Here is an 18,585-nt window from a genome sequence, read left to right as displayed (position 1 = left end):
GATGTCGTCAGGCATCCTTTTTTATTTGACAATAATAATTGTCATAAATAGTATGAAAACGATTCGAATGCAATGGATGACTGCAATGGAAATAAAAACAATCACATTACCGACACGTCAAATTGAAGTAGAAGTGTATGCACCTGCACAGACTGCGGAAAATGCACCTGCAATTTTATTGCTACACGAGTTATTTGGCATACTTGATGTCTATCGGGAAGATGCTCAAGACTTAGCCGATCGCGGTTATCTGGTCTATGTGCCAAATCTGTTTAGTGGCGGCGCAGTGAAATACTGTATTCGCGCCATGGTAAGCAAAGCAGGTCGCAGTAACGCAGCTGATAGTGAGGTCAATCAGGAAATCCATGTATTGCTGGATGCGCTTAAAGCAGACCCAAGATCGAATGGTCGTTTAGGAATGTTGGGACAGTGCCTGACCGGGGGATACGTGATTCAGATGGCAAAACGTGACGATATGCTGGCGCCTGTAGTTTATCACCATTCTTTAGGGGTTGAAGGGGCTGGCATTCCGAAAAAAGAATCTCTGGATGAGGTGCGTATTTTACAGGGACATTGGTCAAACATCGATCCATTTTGTCCGGCCAGCAAACGCAATAAACTGATCCAGCAACTGGGAGATCGGGTAGAAGCCTATACTTATAACATGCCACATGGTTTCCGGAGTGTCAGTCGTGGTCTACCTGAAGCCAAACTGGTATGGCAGCGAACCGTTGACTTTTTTGATCGGGAATTAAAACAAAACATAATATAAATCATTGGAACAACAGGTTATTATTGCTAAATATTAACTTTTACAAATAAAAAGTGAGGGGAAAATGTCTGAGAAATACGAGTATGCCGGCTTCTGGATTCGTGTTGGTGCAGCAATTATTGATTCAATTATCGTACTGGTGGCCTTGATTCCATTAACCATGATTTTTGGTGGTGGTGAAACCACGGTCGCTTCTGATGGATTTTCATCGTTCCAGTTTATGTCTACTTCAGACTGGATCTGGCAAATCATTAGCGCCATATTTTATATTTTCTGCTGGATCAAGTTTGCTGGTACACCGGGTAAGCGTTTACTGCGTTTGAAAGTGCTGGATGAAAAAACTGGAGAAAATATTAGCGTTGGGCAAGGGGTAATTCGTTATATCGGTTATATTCCTGCAACGCTGGTGTTTTTTATTGGCTTGATCTGGGTGGCTTTCGATGCCAAGAAACAAGGCTGGCATGACAAAATGGCAAAAACTGTGGTGGTAAGAGAGCTTTAATTTAGCGTGAAATTTTATCATGTAATAAAAAATTCATGGGATAGGGCTTGTGAATCAGTTCGCATGTCCTATAATGCCTTTGAATTTATTCACGGAGATCCTAAATGGGTAGTTGTTCGAGGTTCGGGTTGATCAATCGATTAAACCAAAGCGAATACTGAGCAAGAGCGCCTTTTAGGTCGGCTGTCTTGCAATGAGATAGCTTTGAAATAAATTTTTTTAACCCTTCTGTATAATTTTGCTGTATTCACAAAATTTATTCTATTGACTGCAACCTGTTTAGTTTCTCACCTAAAATGGGGGAGAAGCCTATGTTCTTTCATGCGTCCATTCAATGGCTTGCTGTTATTCATGTATTTGTTTTATCTGGTTTATTGCTGACACAAAAAACCAAGGCGGGCCCACTGATCAATACCGATGATGTCTCGATTACAAAGGCACAGCATTGTCAGCTGGAAAGTACCTATACGCGTAATAAAGATGGCAGTTGGGGCTATCAAGTTGTGCCTGCCTGTAATCTTAATGAAAATTTAGAAATATCCTTAGGTTATCATTCCAGCAAGGATATTGATCAGATTCATGGTTTTTCAGCTCAGGCCAAAACCATATTAAAACCGATGGAAAATAATTGGGCGGTTGGCTCTAGTTTGTTGCTGTCACGAGATGATGTTTCACACCATGGTGGCCAACTGGACTGGTTTTTCAATGTACCTGTAAGTTTTGAATTTTTAGATCAACGTTTAGCTTTAGATACCAATCTTGGTTATCAACATGCCGATGAACATCTGGTTCGTTGGGGCGTGGCTTCAACCTATAACATAACGGATCGGCTGGGGTTAATTCTTGAAACCTACAATCAGGACCGTCAGGCACCGTTCTTTCAGACCGCAGTGCAGTACAGTATTATCCCCAATGTGTTAAGCCTGGAAGCATCCTTTGGTGATCGCTTACGTGCAGAGAAACAGCATTGGTTCGGCTTGGGGCTGAGTTTTACGCCGTCATCATAATTGCAGCTTTTCATAATATCCTTCATTCAAAATCATGAATAATAAAGAGGTGGAATATGCAATTAAAATTTCTGCAACATACAGATTTTTCTAATATTCTGGATACTTTAATCAGTCTTTCTGTCGCATTTATTTTAGGTGCGCTGATTGGTTTTGAACGTCAATACCGGCAGCGTACTGCAGGTTTACGGACCAATGTACTGGTAGCAGTCGGTGCTGCCATTTTTGTGGATATTGCGATTAATCTGACCGGCGCCGATGGGGCGGTTCGGGTGATTGCCTATGTGGTTTCAGGAATTGGCTTCTTGGGTGCAGGTGTGATTATGCGTCAGGAAGGTAATATTCATGGTCTCAATACCGCAGCGACCTTATGGTGTTCAGCAGCAGTCGGGGCGTCTGCGGGTGCAGATCTGGTGATTGAAGCGATATTGGCGACCTTATTTATTCTAGCGGCAAATACCTTGCTAAGACCGATTGTGCATGCGATTGACCGCCGTCCGCTGGATGATGATACTGAGGTCATGCATGTGATATATATTATTTGTGATCGTAGTCACAGCAAAGCCGTCATGGATGAGCTGAATCTGACCTTGATGCATCATCATTATCCTGCCAAAGATATTGAGGTCACACCTTTTGGTGAAAAAGAGGTCGAGATTGAAGTGACATTGATTGCCACCTCGATTGAAGCAGAAGAAGCGCAACATATCATTAACCACCTAAATGCCATGCCGCAGGTTCGTCAGGCCTTTTGGGACAAAAATACCATCAATTAAGTTTAGGAAAATCTTCCCCTAAAGCATCGAATTGGGATGCATTGTCCTATAAATGATATATATGGCCTGTATTGTTTCCTTTAAAATGAAACGCACATGATAACAATGAGAACAGTATGAGTTCAGAAGCACATTCTATCAGTTTAATTGCACCAGTGGTTTTGCTGGCTGCCGCTGTCGTTGCCGTCCCGATATTTAAGCGGATCGGGTTAGGTTCGGTACTGGGATATTTGATTGCCGGATTGATCATTGGGCCATTCGGGTTCGCATTTTTCCATGATTCCGCCTCGATTCTGCATATTGCGGAACTGGGGATCGTGATGTATCTGTTTGTGATCGGGCTGGAAATGCAGCCTTCTCATTTGTGGAGCTTAAGGCGGGAAATTTTTGGTCTGGGCACTTTACAGATCGTGGCATGTGGTCTGGCATTAACTGGGGTAGGACTGCTGTTTGGCTTTAGCTGGCAGGTGGCTTTCATCGGTGCTGCTGGATTTGTACTGACTTCAACTGCCATTGTGATGCAACTGTTGGGAGATCGGGGCGATATTACCCAGCCTCATGGGCAAAAGATTGTCGCTATTTTATTATTTGAAGACTTGTTGATTGTTCCTTTACTGGCCATTGTCGCCTTTATGGCACCAAACCATGTGGTGGAAAGTACCTCTACACGTCTTGAAAGTATCGGTATCGGTTTAATTGCAATTGCTGGACTGATAGCTGCGGGTTACTGGTTATTAAATCCTTTATTCAGGTTGCTTGCTGCTGCAAAAGCCCGTGAAGTCATGACAGCCGCTGCGCTTCTGGTGGTTTTAGGCGCAGCCTTGTTGATGCAGGTCAGCGGACTGTCTATGGCGATGGGGGCTTTCCTGGCAGGGGTATTATTATCGGAATCTACTTTTAGACATCAGATTGAAGCCGATATTGAGCCTTTCCGTGGATTATTGCTGGGCCTGTTTTTCCTGGGCGTCGGCATGTCGCTTGATTTATCTGTGGTTGTACAAAACTGGCAACTGATTCTGAGTGGCGTCATCGCCATGATGTTTGCCAAGGCGCTGATGATTTATATCGTGGCGCGTGTAAGCAAAAGCCCGCATACCGAAGCTTTAGATCGTGCGTTGCTGATGGCACAAGGCGGTGAGTTTGCTTTTGTACTGTTTGCCGCTGCAGTCAGTGCCCAGGTGATTGATAACACGGTCAAGTCTAATCTGACCGCGATTGTCGTGCTTTCTATGGTGTTGACCCCGATCGTGGGAATTCTGTTTAAACGCTTCACTGAAAGCAAAGATCCGATTAATCTGGATAATGTCACGGTTGCCGAAGGTTTGAGTGGCAGTATTTTAATGATTGGTTTTGGTCGTTTTGGTCAGGTTACCAGTCAGCTGTTACTGGCACGTGGTGTTGATGTGACCATTATTGATAATGATATCGACATGATACAAAACGCAGAGAAATTCGGTTTTAAAATTTATTATGGTGATGGTTGCCGTCTGGATATCTTGCATGCCTCTGGTGCTGCGACAGCACAAGCCATTGTTGTCTGCGTGGATAGTAAGGAAACCACCAACCGTATTGTCGAACTGGTCACACATGAATTTCCATTGGCAAAGTTACTGGTTCGCTCTTATGACCGTGAACATTCACTCTATCTGGTGAAACAAAAAGTGGATTATATGATTCGCGAAACCTTCGAGTCTGCAATCAAGTTTGGTGGCGTGATCTTGCAAGAGTTAGGGGTAGAGCAAGATGAAGTGCAACGGATTACCGATGAAATTCGTGACCGTGACGAAGAGCGTTTTGAAACTGAAATTGCCGCTGATGATGTATATGCAGGCGTGGGTTTACAATATACCCATGCACACCCACGTCCGACTGCTCCGTTGATTCGTCCTAAGCAGGCGGCCAGAATTTTAAATGACCAAGAGGCACAAAAGGATTTAGACGAAAAGTAGTCATCAAGACAATCTTGGTTGAGCCCTCATCCTGATGAGGGCTTTTTTATATTAGAGATAAATTAAATGAAATATCTCGAATAATGACCAGTGCTATGGGACTTCGATTTGAATATGTTTTGACTTAGCAACCGAATAGAGATCAGACTGAATCGATTAAGACAGGGTTGAGGTTGCCAGTCTTAAACCAAAACCAAAGAATAGAATCCCGACCAGACAAATACCTGCAGCTGCAATTTTATAATTATGTTTAAAGAAGTTTGCCAGTTTAATACCTGAAAAAATTAATGCGGTCAGATAACTGAAACTGACCAGTTGCAGAATGATCGCCAGAATTAAAAAACTTAAAGCCGGATAGGCATAACTTGGCTCAACAAACTGAACAAAGAAGGACAGGAAAAACAAGATTGCTTTCGGGTTAAGCAGGCTAATGCTTAACGCGGTACGGTAGGGATGAATCTGGTCCAAATTGGGTAAAGCCGCCAGCTCAGCATGATGCGGCGGCTTGTTCCATGTCTGGTAAGCACCTTGTAACAATTTAAAACCCAAATAGGCCAGATAAGCCGCTCCAGTAATTTTTAAAATCACAAACAGGATCGGAAAGGCTTTTAATAAGGAAGCTGCGCCCAGAACGGTACAGAGAATTAAAATAAAATCACCGGTAAAGACACCACAGGCTGCCGCATAGCCAGTACGGATGCCATAACGCGAGGCGACCGACATCACATATAATGAGTTGGGACCCGGTAATAACACAATTAAGATTGTCCCAATTATATAAGTGGTTAAATCTGTTATACCGAACACGATGAAAACTCATTAAAAAACCGATTTTCGCTAATATAGCAAAAATCGGTTTTTATGGGTGAAAATTCGACTAATTATGGCTTGATTTCAGCATCAATTCCAAAAGATTGACGCAGCAATAAACTCAGTTGATCTCGGGCTTTGATAAAGCCGTCGATACCGCCTTGCAGTAACTGGAATGCCATCAAATCCTGCTCAAGTTCAGCCTTAAAGCTTTCTTTGGTTTGCGCTGGACGCTCAATTTTTTCAGCTTGCTGGGCTGACTCAACGCTCAATTGGGCTTCAACCTTTTGCTGATCCTGTTCAAGTTGAGCCAACAGGTTTGGTGCAATCGTCAGTAAATCGCAACCCGCCAGACCCAATACCTGAGCGGTACTGCGGAAGCTTGCACCCATGACTTGGGTCTGAATACCTTGCTGTTTGTAATAATTGTAGATTTTCTTGACTGAAAGTACGCCCGGGTCTTGGGCAATTGGATATTGCTCAACACCTTCCGCTTTTTTATACCAGTCAAGAATACGGCCCACGAAAGGTGAGATCAGGGTAACGTTTGCATCTGCACAGGCTTGTGCCTGATGTAAACCAAACAGTAGGGTGAGGTTACACGGGATACCTTCGGCTTCGAGTACTTTAGCAGCCTGAATACCTTCCCAGGTTGACGCGATCTTGATCAGGATACGCGATTGCTCGATACCATACCCTTGATACAGCTTAGACAATTCGCGTGCTTTGGCAATGGTGGCGTCGGTATCATAAGACAAAGAAGCATCTACTTCAGTTGAGACCCTGCCTTCAATCAGTTTTAAAATTTCCACACCGAATTTTACGGTCAAGATATCAATGGTACGCTCGATTAACTCGTCGCTTTGATAACCTTCCTGTTTTGCTTGGGTATAGGCATCTTCAATCAGTGCACGGCTTTCCGGCAATTCCGCGGCAGCCGTGATCAGTGAAGGGTTGGTTGTTGCGTCGAGTGGACGAAATTTCTCAATTGCTTCCAAGTCACTACTATCGGCAACAACAGTGGTTAAATCTTTTAATTGGTATAAGGCATTCTGAGTCATTGATATAGCGTTCTTACTTAAACATATTATTGGTAATTTCTTTTATAACATAATCCAGCCCAAAGCAAAGCATCGCTTTTGTTGGCAGAGTTATTCCTTAAGGTTATCTTTTATTACTGGTGTGTTGACGTTGTTTCCGGATATGGTCAATCAGGAATCTTGCTGCTGCGCCGAGTTCACTTTCCCGGCTCCAGACCAGATCGACATAGTATTCAAATTTAGGTGTGAAATCATACAGATCCAGAATTTTTAGTTTTTTACGCAATTCAGGATTTTCATTAAACATCTCTAAAGGCAAAACCCCCCAACCCAGATTACGCACAATCATCATACATGCCGAATGATGATTGTCGGTACGCCAATAATCTTTGGAATAAAGTAATTCAGGTCGAATGGTGTTATCACGACTTGCCACTACAATTTGCCGGGTCTGCACCATTTGCTCAAAGGAAACCTTGTCCAGTTCTGCCAAGGGATTAATTTTTGCAATGACCGGAACAAGCGCTTCTCTTTTTAGCTCAACAAACTGTTCGCGACTGTCCAGTTGCTCCCGTTCAAACATCAGGGCGAGCTGAGCGCTTTGATCAAGCAACATTTGCAGAGCATCCTCTTGCGGTGCTGAAACCACATTCAATGACAGGCTCGGAAAATGTTGATCGAGCAGGGTAATGTAGTCTGTCCAGTTGGTATGTAGCAGCTCCGACACTACCACTATATTTAAGGTTGATTCCAGTCCCGTACTTAGCGCATGGGCATGTTGTTTCCATTGATTCATTTCGATCAATAATTGTTGGGTTTTTTCATATAAAACCCATGCTTCTGCGGTGGGCGTTGGTTCGCGGCCGATCCGTTCAAATAGTTTCAGATCGAGATCGATTTCCAGATTGGCAATCGACATACTGACCGCTGAAGGAACTTTACCTAATTTACGGGCAGCGGCAGAAAAGGAACCTGTCTCGATGACCGTCTGAAACATGAGAAGTTGTTCTTGATTAATATTCATTTGTCAAAAAAACTGAAAGAATCTGATTAGATTAATCAATATTATAAAAATAAAATAGCCACTATCCAAACAAGAGAGTGTTACAAAAATGTTGATTTCCAAAAGAAGACTCGTTCATGCGATCAGCTATGAAGTGATTTTATTGGTCATCATCGCGATTGCGTTAAGTTTTATTTTCAGTATGCCACTCGAAGTAACGGGTATTCTAGGTACGATCATGGCGGTGATTTCAGTATTCTGGAATATGATTTTTAACCATTACTTCGAAAAAGTAGAGCAGAAGTATCAATGGGAAAGAACAATCCCTGTCCGTATTCTGCATGCGATCGGATTTGAAGGCGGGCTGATGCTTGCAACCATTCCAATCATTGCCTATTTGATGAAAATGACCATCATTGAAGCCATCATTCTGGACTTTGGTTTGACCATGTGTATTCTGGTATATACCTTCATCTTCCAGTGGTGCTATGACATGATTGAAGGACGTTTCTTTCCAAATGCCAAACTGGCATCATAATTTATAATAAAGATTAAAAATGAAGCACTTTTCATTATTTGATGAAAGGTGCTTTTTTATTATTTGTAATTTATCTAATGAGATGATAAAAAATAGCCTAAGCAGGTTAAATGCTTTTAAACCGATCAAAATTACGATTTCACATGAATATAAAGGTCTTTAAACCGAAGAGATGATCTGATCTTGTTTTAGATGGAAAAGTAGGGACTTTAGGACTTTTAAAGCGCTTTTTGTTGAAATTTATTATGGTGATTATTCAAAAGAAATCATCTTAAAAAAAATCAATGAATACATAGAAAACAATGAAATTATGGAGATCGAATTTTTTGAACTACTTGATAGCGCAGTTAATCAGGCGTCTTTACTACTTCAATTGATACAAGCAACAGATACCAGCTTTTCAGCTGACTCCGTTGAAGCTGAAGTTCTAACGGCTCGTTATTTCCTAAAGCTTTTAGAGCATTACCAAAATGGACAGATAAGTCCTTTTGATTTATGTCGAATTTTTAATAATATCGAAATCGGTTTTATGGGAGCAGCAAGAAATCTTCCTGTAAACATCGCATATTATCCAACATGGTTGGGTAACTTATATAATGCATGCGACTGGTGTGATGAAACCTGGACACTTGAAGATAATCCTCATCTTCTTATCGAAGTAGAAAAGCAAATCCAGAACATTAAAGATTGGTTATCAAATCCGATTTTTAGGTAACATCGCTACTTTCTTGAAAATCGATGTGATCTTTTATAAAGATAATTTTGCATTCAGGATCAGCCAAAAAATTCCTATTCACAAAAAACATCATGCTAAAATAGGGGACTTATCTTTTTAGATTGCATGATTTTCTCTATGTTCCAACAAGAAATCTCTCAATTAAACCTACAACAATTTAAAGCGGGCGAGAAACGCTGGATCGGTTCCTTGCTGGGATCATCGGCTGCATTATTATTCAAAGAAATCGCAACTCAAAGCTCCAATCTCTATGTGATTGTGGCTCGAAATAATCAGCATCTGGCCCAACTGGAAAGTGAACTCGAGTTTTATGGGATTAAGCCGACGATATTTCCGGATTGGGAAATTTTGCCGTATGACCGTTTATCTCCGCATCAGGATATTGTATCTGAGCGTCTAGCGATTTTGTCGCATATGCCGCAAAAGGGCATTCTACTGATTTCGGCCAGTACCTTGGCCCAGCGTGTAGCGCCATATTCATGGGTGGTGGGTGAACACTTTGATATTAAGGTTGGGCAAAAGCTCGATTTAGAAGTACAAAAAAAGCAGTTGGTGCAAGCGGGTTATCGTCTGGTGGATACGGTATATGATCACGGCGAGTTTGCTGTTCGCGGTAGTATCATGGATATTTTTGCTTCTGGACAAGATCAGCCGATTCGGATTGACTTATTTGATGATGAAATTGAAAGCTTAAAATTCTTTGATCCAGAAACACAACGTACTACAGAATCATTAAAAAACTTCACGGTGTTACCTGCGAAAGAATTTCCTTTAAAACAAGGACGTTCTATTTTCAGAGACCGTTATGCGGAAAGTTTCCCAACGGTAAATCCAAAGAAAAATCCAATTTATCAGGATGTACTTGAAGGTATTTCGACCCCTGGATTAGAGTTTTACCTGCCATTATTCTTTGATAAAAAGGTGATGGAAGCGCAAAGTATGTTCACGACATACTTACCAAAGCATTGCGTTGTCATTACAAATAATGAAATTGAAGATGAATTAATCAATTTCTGGAAAGAAGTGATGCGTCGCTATGAAGACCGTCGCCATAATATTGACCAACCGATTCTGCCGCCTGAAGAACTGTTCTTGATGCCGAATCATGTATTGCAGGCACTCAATCAGTTCCCAAGAATTATAGCCTCAGCAGATGCATTTGAAGCAAAAGCAGGTGTATTAAATCTGGCTGCTGAGCAACCGCCAAAATTGCCCGTTGATCCGAAAAAGCCACAACCTTTCGACGCAGTTAAACAGTATATCGATCAGGCTAAACATCCTGTGCTATTGGTGGCAGAAAGTGCGGGTCGACGTGAAACCTTAAAAGATGCGCTACGTTCTGTGTTGGGCGAAATTCAGAATGTAGAGAGTTTTGCCCAGTTTCAGAAAGATAAATTAACGGTCGCCATTACCAGTGCCCCTTTAGATCGTGGTTTGTTGCTTACAGAGCAGTTATCGGTCATTTCAGAAAATCAACTGTATGAACATCGGGTGGTGCAGCGCCGTCGTAAGCGTCAGCAGGAAGTTTCAGAAGAATTTTTAATTCGTAGTTTAACCGAGCTCAGCATTGGCGCGCCTGTAGTACATATTGATCATGGGGTCGGACGTTATGCGGGCTTGGTGACGCTGGAAATTGATGAGCAGGATCATGAGTTTTTACAGCTGGATTATGCTGATGGCGCAAAAGTGTATGTTCCTGTCACTAATTTACATCTGATCAGCCGTTATAGTGGCGGGGACCCTGATCTGGCCCCGTTGCATAAGCTGGGTACAGATACCTGGAGCAAAGCGAAACGTAAGGCTTTGGAGCAGATTCATGATGTGGCGGCTGAACTACTGCACATTCAGGCGCGTCGTCAGTCCAAACCCGGTTTTGCTTTTGAGCTGGACCATACTGGCTATATGCAATTTGCCAGCGGCTTTGCTTATGAGGAAACGCTCGATCAGGCCAATGCCATTGAAGCGACTATTCATGATATGCAGCTGGCCAAACCGATGGATCGTCTGGTCTGTGGTGATGTTGGTTTTGGTAAGACCGAAGTGGCGATGCGTGCAGCATTTGTGGCGGTACAGAACAATAAACAGGTGGCGGTATTGGTGCCAACCACCTTGCTGGCACAACAGCATTATGAATCCTTTAAAGACCGTTTTGCCGATACGGCCGTGCGCATCGAGGTACTTTCTCGATTTGGTAGTAACAAAGCCCATTTAAAAATCATTGAAGATTTGGCCGACGGTAAGGTCGATATCGTGGTCGGCACACATAAAATCCTGCAAGAAAACGTGCAATTTAAGAATCTTGGCCTGATGATTGTGGACGAAGAGCATCGTTTTGGTGTGCGTGACAAAGAACGGATCAAGGCGCTACGTGCCGATGTGGATATGCTAACGCTGACAGCGACACCAATTCCGCGTACCTTGAATATGGCTTTCTCTGGCATGCGTGATCTCTCGATTATTGCCACGCCGCCAGCACGTCGTTTAGCGGTGAAAACCTTTGTTCAGGAGCATACCGATGATTCGGTGAAAGAGGCAATTCTGCGTGAATTGTTACGCGGTGGGCAGGTGTACTTCCTGCATAATGAAGTGGATACCATCGAACGGACAGCCGAAAATATCCGTCATCTGGTGCCTGAAGCACGTGTTGCGGTGGCGCATGGACAAATGCGTGAACGTGAACTTGAGCAGGTGATGCAGCAGTTCTACCATAAGGAATATAATGTATTGGTGTGCTCGACCATTATCGAGACCGGTATTGATGTACCGAATGCCAATACCATTATTATCGAACGTGCAGATAAGCTCGGCCTCGCACAATTACACCAGTTACGTGGTCGTGTTGGTCGTTCACATCATCAAGCTTATGCCTATTTGTTGGTGCCTTCTATCAAGCATCTGAAAGGGGATGCAGAGAAACGTCTGGATGCCATTCAACGTGCTTCAACGCTGGGTGCGGGCTTTATGCTGGCAACCGAAGATCTGGAAATTCGAGGCGCGGGTGAGTTGCTCGGTGAGCAGCAAAGCGGTTCAATGCAGGCTATCGGTTATAGCCTGTATATGGAAATGCTTGAGAAAGCGACCAAAGCAATCCAGAAGGGTAAAACACCAAACTTTGATGCCCCGCTGTCATTAACGGCTGAAATTAACTTACATATGCCGGCGTTGATTCCTGATGACTATCTTGGGGACGTACATCAGCGCCTGTTGTTCTATAAGCGCATCAGTAATACCGATAGTCAGGAAAAGCTCGATAACATCCGTATGGAGCTGATTGACCGTTTTGGGATTCCGCCACAACCGGTGAAACAGCTATTTAGCGTACACCAGTTGCGTTTAAAGGCAGAACAACTGGGCATTACCAAGATTGATATCAACAGCAATGGCGGTTATATCGAGTTTTCTCCAGACACACCTGTGCAGGCGATCAGTATCATTCAACTGATGCAGAAGCAGCCGACGTATTACCGGATGGAAGGCGGGCAACGCTTGAAAGTCATGGTGCAACTGGCTGAGTATGACAAGCGAATCCAGTTCATTATTGATCTGCTCAACAAGCTGGTGAGCGAGTTGAATTAGTATCTTGAAAAATGATCATTGAGTGTTAAATGAGCAAGTTTGGTTGTTTGCAAGATCGCGACATGTTTTTGGTCAGATGTTGCTGCAATAAATGAGGAAAATCATTGTTATTTGTAATCAAACGGGTGACTAAGAATATTCACATCAAAACTGATGTGATAGTATTGATCATCATTATTCTGCATCATTTATAAAGATATGTTTAGTTTGCATCCACAACTTGCTCAAGATACATTTTTTGTAGGCGACTTTCCGCTTTCAACATGTCGTTTAATGAATGATATGCAATTTCCTTGGCTGATCCTTGTACCGCGTGTACCAGGTGTTACAGAATTATATGAACTCAGCCAGGCAGACCAAGAACAATTTCTACGTGAATCAAGTTGGTTATCAAGCCAGCTTTCACGTGTGTTCCGTGCAGACAAGATGAATGTTGCGGCATTAGGGAACGTTGTTCCTCAGCTTCATTTTCATCATGTGGTGCGTTATCAAAACGATGTGGCATGGCCGAAACCTGTCTGGGGCACACCAGCAGTACCTTATAGTAACGATGTACTCGCGCACATGCGTCAAACACTGATGCTTGCGTTACGTGGTCAGGGTGATATGCCGTTTGACTGGCGTATGGACTGATCCAGAAAATAGAATAAAAACAGTATTCTATAATAAGAAAGGAGGACAGAGTGCCACTAGATAGGTTAATTGATAAAGAACCTAGACAGTTCGCTTATTTCCATCGTTTGATGGGATACTCGATTCTGTCACTGATTCTGGTAATTTATACATTTACCTCTACCAGTGCTAGCTACCAACTCTATCTCCTTCCATTATTATTGGCCTATTTTCTGTTTTGCCCGCGTTTGGAAAAATGGCTGCAATATAAATTTGATAAAAAAATAGAAAAAAACGTTCTATTTGCCAATGAAGCCATCCTTATTGCGCTGGTTCTTGCTGCATTACATCTAAGTCTGGTTCCAACATTTACCATCTTGTTTGCATTGCTCTATGTAGGGCTGAACAATAAGATTTCCTTGCCCGTCTCATGTCTGATCGGTTTGATTGGGGTAATGACTTTTTATTTTAGTACCTATGTCATTTTTGGGACTGAAGAGTATTTTGAACCGACCAATCCTGAACTGACTGTCGTGAGTCTGCTTGGCTTGATGATGTTTATCGTGATCGGTAACTATTACCAGCACCGTCGCCTGAATATTCTCGGGCAGCAACGCCAGCATTACCATAATCAGATGACTCGCTATATTGCTTTTGCCAATCAGCTCAGTCGCTATGCACCCTTGCAATTGTGGCAGTCGATCATGCGCGGCGAGGCGGAAGCGAAAATTGAATATAAGCGTAAAAAGCTCACGATCTTTTTCTCTGATATTCAAGGTTTCACGGAACTTTCAGAAACCCTGATCCCGGACGATTTAGCCTTCTTGCTGAACGACTATCTGAGTCATATGACCGAGATTGCCAAGCAATATGAAGCAACCGTCGATAAGTTTATGGGCGATGCGATTCTTATTTTCTTTGGTGATCCCAACTCACAAGGCGTTGAACAAGATGCAAAATCTTGTGTGGAAATGGCAATTGCGATGCGTCAACAAATGAAATTGTTACGTGAACGCTGGAAGAAAATGGGCTATCCAGCCTTGCACATCCGCATGGGGATCAGTACCGGTTATTGCCACGTTGGCAACTATGGCGCTTCACATCGTATGGCCTATACCATTGTCGGGCGTGATGTGAATTTGGCTGCACGTTTGCAGTCTGCTGCTGAGGTGGATGAAATCCTCATTGCCGATGACACCCATCAACTGATTAAAAACGAGTTTTTATGTGTGCCAAAAGTGCCGATCTATTTAAAAGGCATTCAAGGTCCAGTGAAAACCTGGCAGGTGATGGAAAAATTCACTGGCAAAAAGTCTGATACGCAACAATGGTTTGATTTTGATTATAAAGGCTTCCATTTGGTGCTCAATCTGGAAGAAGTGCAAAACTATGAATATCCAGAACTGGTCGAGATTCTGGAAAACATGGTGCAGCGTATCAAAACCCAGCAAAAAATTACCAATGCGCAGGGTATTCCTAAACTCACTTTAGATGATGAAGTGAGATAGACAATTCAATACTCAATGTTGAGTATGGCTATTCTGATGTTCATGCATCGCATATAAATGATCAAATTCTAAAGCCAGCGCTGCCAGCGTCGTGGATTTTAGCTGTCGGGTTAAAATGTACTGTGCATCCTGAATGGCCTGATCTAAAGCGGCGTTTACCACACGCTCAACTAAGCACTCTGGATCCTCTCTTTCATTACCGATTGCAAAAATAGTGGGTTCACCCACAGCTTGATAAATATCCCACAAGGTAATTTTTTCTAAATCTCCGGTTAGCTGCCAACCACCACCAGCGCCTTTTTCTGAGTGGACAAATCCTGCTTTTTTTAAACCTGACATGGTCCGTCTGACCACCACAGGGTTGGTTGATAGCATTTGCGCAATTTCTTCAGAGGTAAAAGTCTTCTGTTGTCTGGCCATATGTAAAAGCACATGCAGCATTCGGGAGAGTTTACTGTCAGTACGCATCTAATCAATCCAAACGAAATAAGCGAATGATTTAAATGTAACATCAAAAGTTGCAAATTAAAATAAAAAGTATTAACGTAACTTTAAAAGTTACATATAGGTGGTGAATCCTATGCAATATGATGTTGCGATTATTGGTGGAAGTTATGCAGGTTTGGCTGCGGCAATGCCATTGGCGAGAGCGCGCAGAAAAGTGTTGATTATTGATGCTGGAAAGCGCAGAAATCGCTTTGCCGAGTATTCCCATGGTTTTCTGACTCAGGATGGGACGCAGGCAAGTGAAATTGCGCAAATCGCAAAGCAGCAAGTTTTGGCTTATGAAACTGTGGATTGGCAGAATGGCAGTGTAGAGCGCGTAGAAAAAATTGAAGAGGGTTTTGTGGTAGGTATTGATGCAACACATTCAATTACGGCCAAGCGTCTAATCATTGCTGCTGGCATTAGCGATCAATTGCCTGATATTGCAGGTTTGACGGAACGCTGGGGCAAGTCAGTCTTCCATTGTCCTTATTGTCATGGTTATGAGTTGAATCAAGGTAAAATTGGCATTATTACCAGCTCAGAACATGCTGCTCATTTGGCAATGATGCTCCCAGACTGGGGCGAAACCACTCTGTTTATAAACGACTATCCGTTGGCTGATGAATTGCTTGAGCAATTAAAGGCGCGTGGCGTTGTAATCGAGCAGCGACTGATTCAGAAAATTATAGGGCAAAGCGATGTCTTGCTTGCAGATGGCGCTGTTATTCAGCTAGAGGGCATTTTTGCAACGACCAAATGTAGTATTGCTCAGGACTGGATTTTTAAGCTGGGCTGTGAGATGGAACAGAGTGCCATGGGTGAGGTGATTAAAACCAATGCCATGAAGGAAACTTCGGTTGCAGGAATTTTTGCCTGTGGTGATGTGGCGCGCTTGGGTGGTTCGGTATCACTTGCTGTTGGTGATGGTACTCTGGCAGGCGTCGCTGCGCATCGTTCTTTAATTTTTGTTTAATCATAAAAAAAGCTAGAGATTTACTCTAGCTTTTCTATTGCTTGAATCATGACTTGATCTTAATGATTTTCTGAAGCATGGTTGATGGTGTATTTAGGAATCTCGATTTCTAAATCTTCATCCACAATTTCAACCTGGCACGACAGACGTGAGTCAGGCTCTAAGCCCCAGGCACGATCAAGCAAGTCTGCTTCAACATCATTCATTTCTTCAAGGCTGTCAAAGCCTTTACGCACCACCACGTGACAGGTAGTGCATGCTGCAGACATATCACAAGCATGTTCAATTTTAATGCCATTTTTTAATAAACTCTGGCATAAATTGGCGTTTTGTTCGACTTCAAATTCTGCACCTTCAGGGCAAATTTGTGCATGAGGAAGAACTTTAATACGTGGCATATTGATCACCTATACCTTTAGTTTGAGTTTGACCAATCTTCAAGTTTCGTACCTTTTAAGGCATGGTCAATATGTCGGTTCATGCGAAGCGCAGCAAAGGCATCGCTGTGAATTTTAAGTTGCTGAACAGCATGTTCAATCGCTGCAAGCTCATCGGTTTTAAGACGAGCTTTCAACGCTTCAGCGGCAAGAATCAAGTCGCGCGCCTGTTGCTGAGAAAGTAGATCGGTATCTGCTTTCAAGGCTTGCTCTAAGGCTTCTAGCTCACGTTGTGCTTCAACTTTGGTTTCTTGCAAGTGGCGAAGCTGTTTATCTTCCTCCGCATGCTGGAAACCTTCTACCAGTAAACGTTCGGTATCTGAAGCGGATAAGCCATACGACGGTTTGATATCGATTTTCGCTTGCACACCAGAGGTGGTTTCTTTCGCAGACACAGTGAGTAAGCCATCGGCATCGACCTGGAATGTCACTTCAATACGTGCTTGACCCGCAGTCATTGGTGGAATGCCATGTAACACAAAACGACCTAAGGAACGGCAATGCTCAACCAGATCGCGTTCACCTTGAACCACATGGATCAACATCGCTGTTTGGCCATCTTGATAAGTGGTAAATTCTTGACGGCGTGCAACCGGAATAGCGGTATTACGTGAAACCAGACGCTCAACCAAGCCACCCATGGTCTCTAAACCAAGAGAGAGTGGGGTCACATCAAGCAATAATGAACCATCTTGGCTATTGCCGATGAGCTGGTTGGCGGTAATTGATGCGCCAATTGCAACCACTTCATCCGGGTTAATGGTACATAACGGTTCACGTTCAAACAGCTCACGTACCGCTTTTTGTACGGCATAAGAACGTGTTGAACCGCCCACAAGAACCACATGCTCAATATCATCGAGTTCAAGTTTGGCATCACGTAATACGCGTTTGCAGACACTCATGGTTTTGTCGAGTGCGACTTGAATAATCGATTCAAAAGTAGTGCGGTCGAGTGTTAAGCGATCATCCAGTAATTTTAATTCGGCCGATTCGTGATCGGTTAAATGTTCTTTGGCTTGACGTGCAGCAATAACAAATACCGCATATTCCTCATCGCTTAATGTTTCGATATTGAGCTGTTTTTTAGCCCATTTTACGATTAAACGATCAAGGTCATCTCCACCCAGTGCAGTATGTCCACCTGTAGCAAGGACTTCAAATACACCTTGGGAGAAACGCAAGATTGAAACGTCAAACGTACCGCCGCCGAGGTCGTAAATCACATAGTTGCGGTCTGTACTGAGATTGGTCTCTTGATCAAGACCATATGCCACCGCAGCAGCAGTGGGTTCATTCAATAAGCGTAAAACATTGAGTCCGGCAAGCTGAGCTGCATCACGTGTTGCCTGACGTTGTGCTTCATCGAAATAAGCAGGAACGGTAATCACTGCACCATTGACAGGATTATTCAGGCTGGCTTCAGCGCGATCTTTTAATTGTTTTAAGATCTCGGCAGAAATTTCGACCGGGGTTTTACGTCCGGCAGCCGTTTCAAATGCTGGCATTTCATTTTCTGCGCCAACAAGGGTATAGGGATGCTGGAATTTAATATCAGCCTGTGAACGACCCATAAAGCGTTTCACTGAAACAACTGTATTTTTGGGGTCGGTCATCATAAACGGTTTGGCTTCATAACCAAACGTTGTCAAATCTTTCGCGTAATGAACAATAGAGGGAAGTAGAACCCGATCTTTGTCATCATGTAGAACTTTCGGTTTTCCCGATAGCACTGTCGCCACTAAAGAGTGGGTTGTCCCTAAGTCGATCCCGATCGCAATACGATGTTCGTGTGGTGCGGTAGATTGACCTGGTTCAGCAATTTGCAAAAGCGCCATGCGTACGGTATCCCTTGAA

The 18,585-nt window shown here is 43.1% G+C and carries 17 protein-coding genes; 11 read left to right on the top strand and 6 right to left on the bottom strand.

The genetic code is table 11. The features are described from left to right. Window positions 1-85 precede the first annotated feature (85 nt). From IEV39_RS07550 to IEV39_RS07530, 5 genes are all read left to right on the top strand, one after another. Complete coding sequence (locus IEV39_RS07550; RefSeq protein WP_005284924.1) at window positions 86-772, top strand: dienelactone hydrolase family protein; 687 nt, start codon at window positions 86-88, stop codon at window positions 770-772. Between the two features lie 64 nt (window positions 773-836). Beyond that, the gene (locus tag IEV39_RS07545) at window positions 837-1,274 is read left to right on the top strand and encodes an RDD family protein (RefSeq protein ID WP_005284927.1); all 438 of its coding nucleotides are present in this window, start codon (window positions 837-839) and stop codon (window positions 1,272-1,274) included. A gap of 311 nt (window positions 1,275-1,585) precedes the next feature. After that, window positions 1,586-2,281: a PA4824 family protein gene (locus tag IEV39_RS07540; RefSeq protein ID WP_005284929.1), complete on the top strand. Its 696-nt coding sequence runs from the start codon at window positions 1,586-1,588 to the stop codon at window positions 2,279-2,281. Between the two features lie 56 nt (window positions 2,282-2,337). Then, a complete protein-coding gene (locus IEV39_RS07535; RefSeq protein WP_005229734.1) occupies window positions 2,338-3,057 on the top strand; it encodes an MgtC/SapB family protein in 720 nt (239 codons plus the stop codon). 116 nt (window positions 3,058-3,173) lie between these two features. Further along, entirely contained in the window at window positions 3,174-5,006 is a 1,833-nt protein-coding gene (locus tag IEV39_RS07530) for a monovalent cation:proton antiporter-2 (CPA2) family protein (RefSeq protein ID WP_005284934.1), read from the top strand. 156 nt (window positions 5,007-5,162) lie between these two features. Here the strand turns inward: IEV39_RS07530 and leuE are convergent, their stop codons facing one another. The 3 genes from leuE to aceR all read right to left on the bottom strand — a co-directional run bounded on the left by leuE (window position 5,163) and on the right by aceR (window position 7,880). Beyond that, entirely contained in the window at window positions 5,163-5,813 is a 651-nt protein-coding gene (leuE, locus tag IEV39_RS07525) for a leucine efflux protein LeuE (protein ID WP_005284936.1), read from the bottom strand. A gap of 74 nt (window positions 5,814-5,887) precedes the next feature. Then, window positions 5,888-6,877 carry a transaldolase gene (gene tal / locus IEV39_RS07520; protein WP_005284939.1) on the bottom strand — a complete coding sequence of 330 codons (990 nt, stop codon included), beginning with the start codon at window positions 6,875-6,877 and terminating at the stop codon, window positions 5,888-5,890. A 103-nt stretch (window positions 6,878-6,980) separates the two neighbouring features. Continuing rightward, window positions 6,981-7,880, bottom strand: coding sequence for an HTH-type transcriptional regulator AceR (gene aceR / locus IEV39_RS07515; RefSeq protein ID WP_005284941.1), 900 nt, complete (start codon window positions 7,878-7,880; stop codon window positions 6,981-6,983). An 88-nt stretch (window positions 7,881-7,968) separates the two neighbouring features. Between aceR and aceI the strand changes: the two genes are divergently transcribed. From aceI to IEV39_RS07490, 5 genes are all read left to right on the top strand, one after another. Continuing rightward, entirely contained in the window at window positions 7,969-8,397 is a 429-nt protein-coding gene (aceI, locus tag IEV39_RS07510) for a chlorhexidine efflux PACE transporter AceI (RefSeq protein ID WP_005229744.1), read from the top strand. Between the two features lie 310 nt (window positions 8,398-8,707). Further along, window positions 8,708-9,112 (top strand): hypothetical protein, encoded by a 405-nt coding sequence (locus IEV39_RS07505; protein WP_005284945.1) that lies wholly within the window; start codon window positions 8,708-8,710, stop codon window positions 9,110-9,112. A 138-nt stretch (window positions 9,113-9,250) separates the two neighbouring features. Further along, on the top strand, window positions 9,251-12,709 hold the full coding sequence (gene mfd / locus IEV39_RS07500) for a transcription-repair coupling factor (protein ID WP_032883145.1): 3,459 nt from the start codon (window positions 9,251-9,253) through the stop codon (window positions 12,707-12,709). A 198-nt stretch (window positions 12,710-12,907) separates the two neighbouring features. Beyond that, the gene (locus tag IEV39_RS07495; RefSeq protein ID WP_004771663.1) at window positions 12,908-13,342 is read left to right on the top strand and encodes an HIT domain-containing protein; all 435 of its coding nucleotides are present in this window, start codon (window positions 12,908-12,910) and stop codon (window positions 13,340-13,342) included. A gap of 50 nt (window positions 13,343-13,392) precedes the next feature. Further along, window positions 13,393-14,829, top strand: coding sequence for an adenylate/guanylate cyclase domain-containing protein (locus IEV39_RS07490; RefSeq protein ID WP_005229749.1), 1,437 nt, complete (start codon window positions 13,393-13,395; stop codon window positions 14,827-14,829). Window positions 14,830-14,841: 12 nt separating this feature from the next. Here IEV39_RS07490 and IEV39_RS07485 read toward each other — a convergent pair whose 3' ends face one another. Continuing rightward, window positions 14,842-15,297: an Rrf2 family transcriptional regulator gene (locus IEV39_RS07485; RefSeq protein WP_005284953.1), complete on the bottom strand. Its 456-nt coding sequence runs from the start codon at window positions 15,295-15,297 to the stop codon at window positions 14,842-14,844. Window positions 15,298-15,409: 112 nt separating this feature from the next. Here IEV39_RS07485 and IEV39_RS07480 point away from each other — a divergent pair, with 112 nt between their 5' ends. After that, a complete protein-coding gene (locus IEV39_RS07480) occupies window positions 15,410-16,291 on the top strand; it encodes an NAD(P)/FAD-dependent oxidoreductase (protein ID WP_005284955.1) in 882 nt (293 codons plus the stop codon). A 59-nt stretch (window positions 16,292-16,350) separates the two neighbouring features. Here IEV39_RS07480 and fdx read toward each other — a convergent pair whose 3' ends face one another. Further along, complete coding sequence (fdx, locus tag IEV39_RS07475; RefSeq protein ID WP_005229757.1) at window positions 16,351-16,689, bottom strand: ISC system 2Fe-2S type ferredoxin; 339 nt, start codon at window positions 16,687-16,689, stop codon at window positions 16,351-16,353. 17 nt (window positions 16,690-16,706) lie between these two features. Further along, entirely contained in the window at window positions 16,707-18,566 is a 1,860-nt protein-coding gene (gene hscA / locus IEV39_RS07470) for a Fe-S protein assembly chaperone HscA (RefSeq protein WP_005284958.1), read from the bottom strand. Window positions 18,567-18,585 lie beyond the last annotated feature (19 nt).

The organism is Acinetobacter courvalinii (assembly GCF_014635545.1).
In the GTDB taxonomy this organism is placed as follows: domain Bacteria; phylum Pseudomonadota; class Gammaproteobacteria; order Pseudomonadales; family Moraxellaceae; genus Acinetobacter; species Acinetobacter courvalinii.
Note: the sequence above shows the minus strand (reverse complement) of the source record. Positions and strands in the feature narration are given on the sequence as shown.

Coding starts and splice junctions, on each gene's coding strand:
- IEV39_RS07550 (WP_005284924.1), top strand. CDS start 86: ATGGAAATAAAAACAATCACATTACCGACACGTCAAATTGAAGTAGAA.
- IEV39_RS07545 (WP_005284927.1), top strand. CDS start 837: ATGTCTGAGAAATACGAGTATGCCGGCTTCTGGATTCGTGTTGGTGCA.
- IEV39_RS07540 (WP_005284929.1), top strand. CDS start 1,586: ATGTTCTTTCATGCGTCCATTCAATGGCTTGCTGTTATTCATGTATTT.
- IEV39_RS07535 (WP_005229734.1), top strand. CDS start 2,338: ATGCAATTAAAATTTCTGCAACATACAGATTTTTCTAATATTCTGGAT.
- IEV39_RS07530 (WP_005284934.1), top strand. CDS start 3,174: ATGAGTTCAGAAGCACATTCTATCAGTTTAATTGCACCAGTGGTTTTG.
- tal (WP_005284939.1), bottom strand. CDS start 6,877: ATGACTCAGAATGCCTTATACCAATTAAAAGATTTAACCACTGTTGTT.
- aceR (WP_005284941.1), bottom strand. CDS start 7,880: ATGAATATTAATCAAGAACAACTTCTCATGTTTCAGACGGTCATCGAG.
- aceI (WP_005229744.1), top strand. CDS start 7,969: ATGTTGATTTCCAAAAGAAGACTCGTTCATGCGATCAGCTATGAAGTG.
- IEV39_RS07505 (WP_005284945.1), top strand. CDS start 8,708: ATGGAGATCGAATTTTTTGAACTACTTGATAGCGCAGTTAATCAGGCG.
- mfd (WP_032883145.1), top strand. CDS start 9,251: ATGTTCCAACAAGAAATCTCTCAATTAAACCTACAACAATTTAAAGCG.
- IEV39_RS07495 (WP_004771663.1), top strand. CDS start 12,908: ATGTTTAGTTTGCATCCACAACTTGCTCAAGATACATTTTTTGTAGGC.
- IEV39_RS07485 (WP_005284953.1), bottom strand. CDS start 15,297: ATGCGTACTGACAGTAAACTCTCCCGAATGCTGCATGTGCTTTTACAT.
- IEV39_RS07480 (WP_005284955.1), top strand. CDS start 15,410: ATGCAATATGATGTTGCGATTATTGGTGGAAGTTATGCAGGTTTGGCT.
- fdx (WP_005229757.1), bottom strand. CDS start 16,689: ATGCCACGTATTAAAGTTCTTCCTCATGCACAAATTTGCCCTGAAGGT.
- hscA (WP_005284958.1), bottom strand. CDS start 18,566: ATGGCGCTTTTGCAAATTGCTGAACCAGGTCAATCTACCGCACCACAC.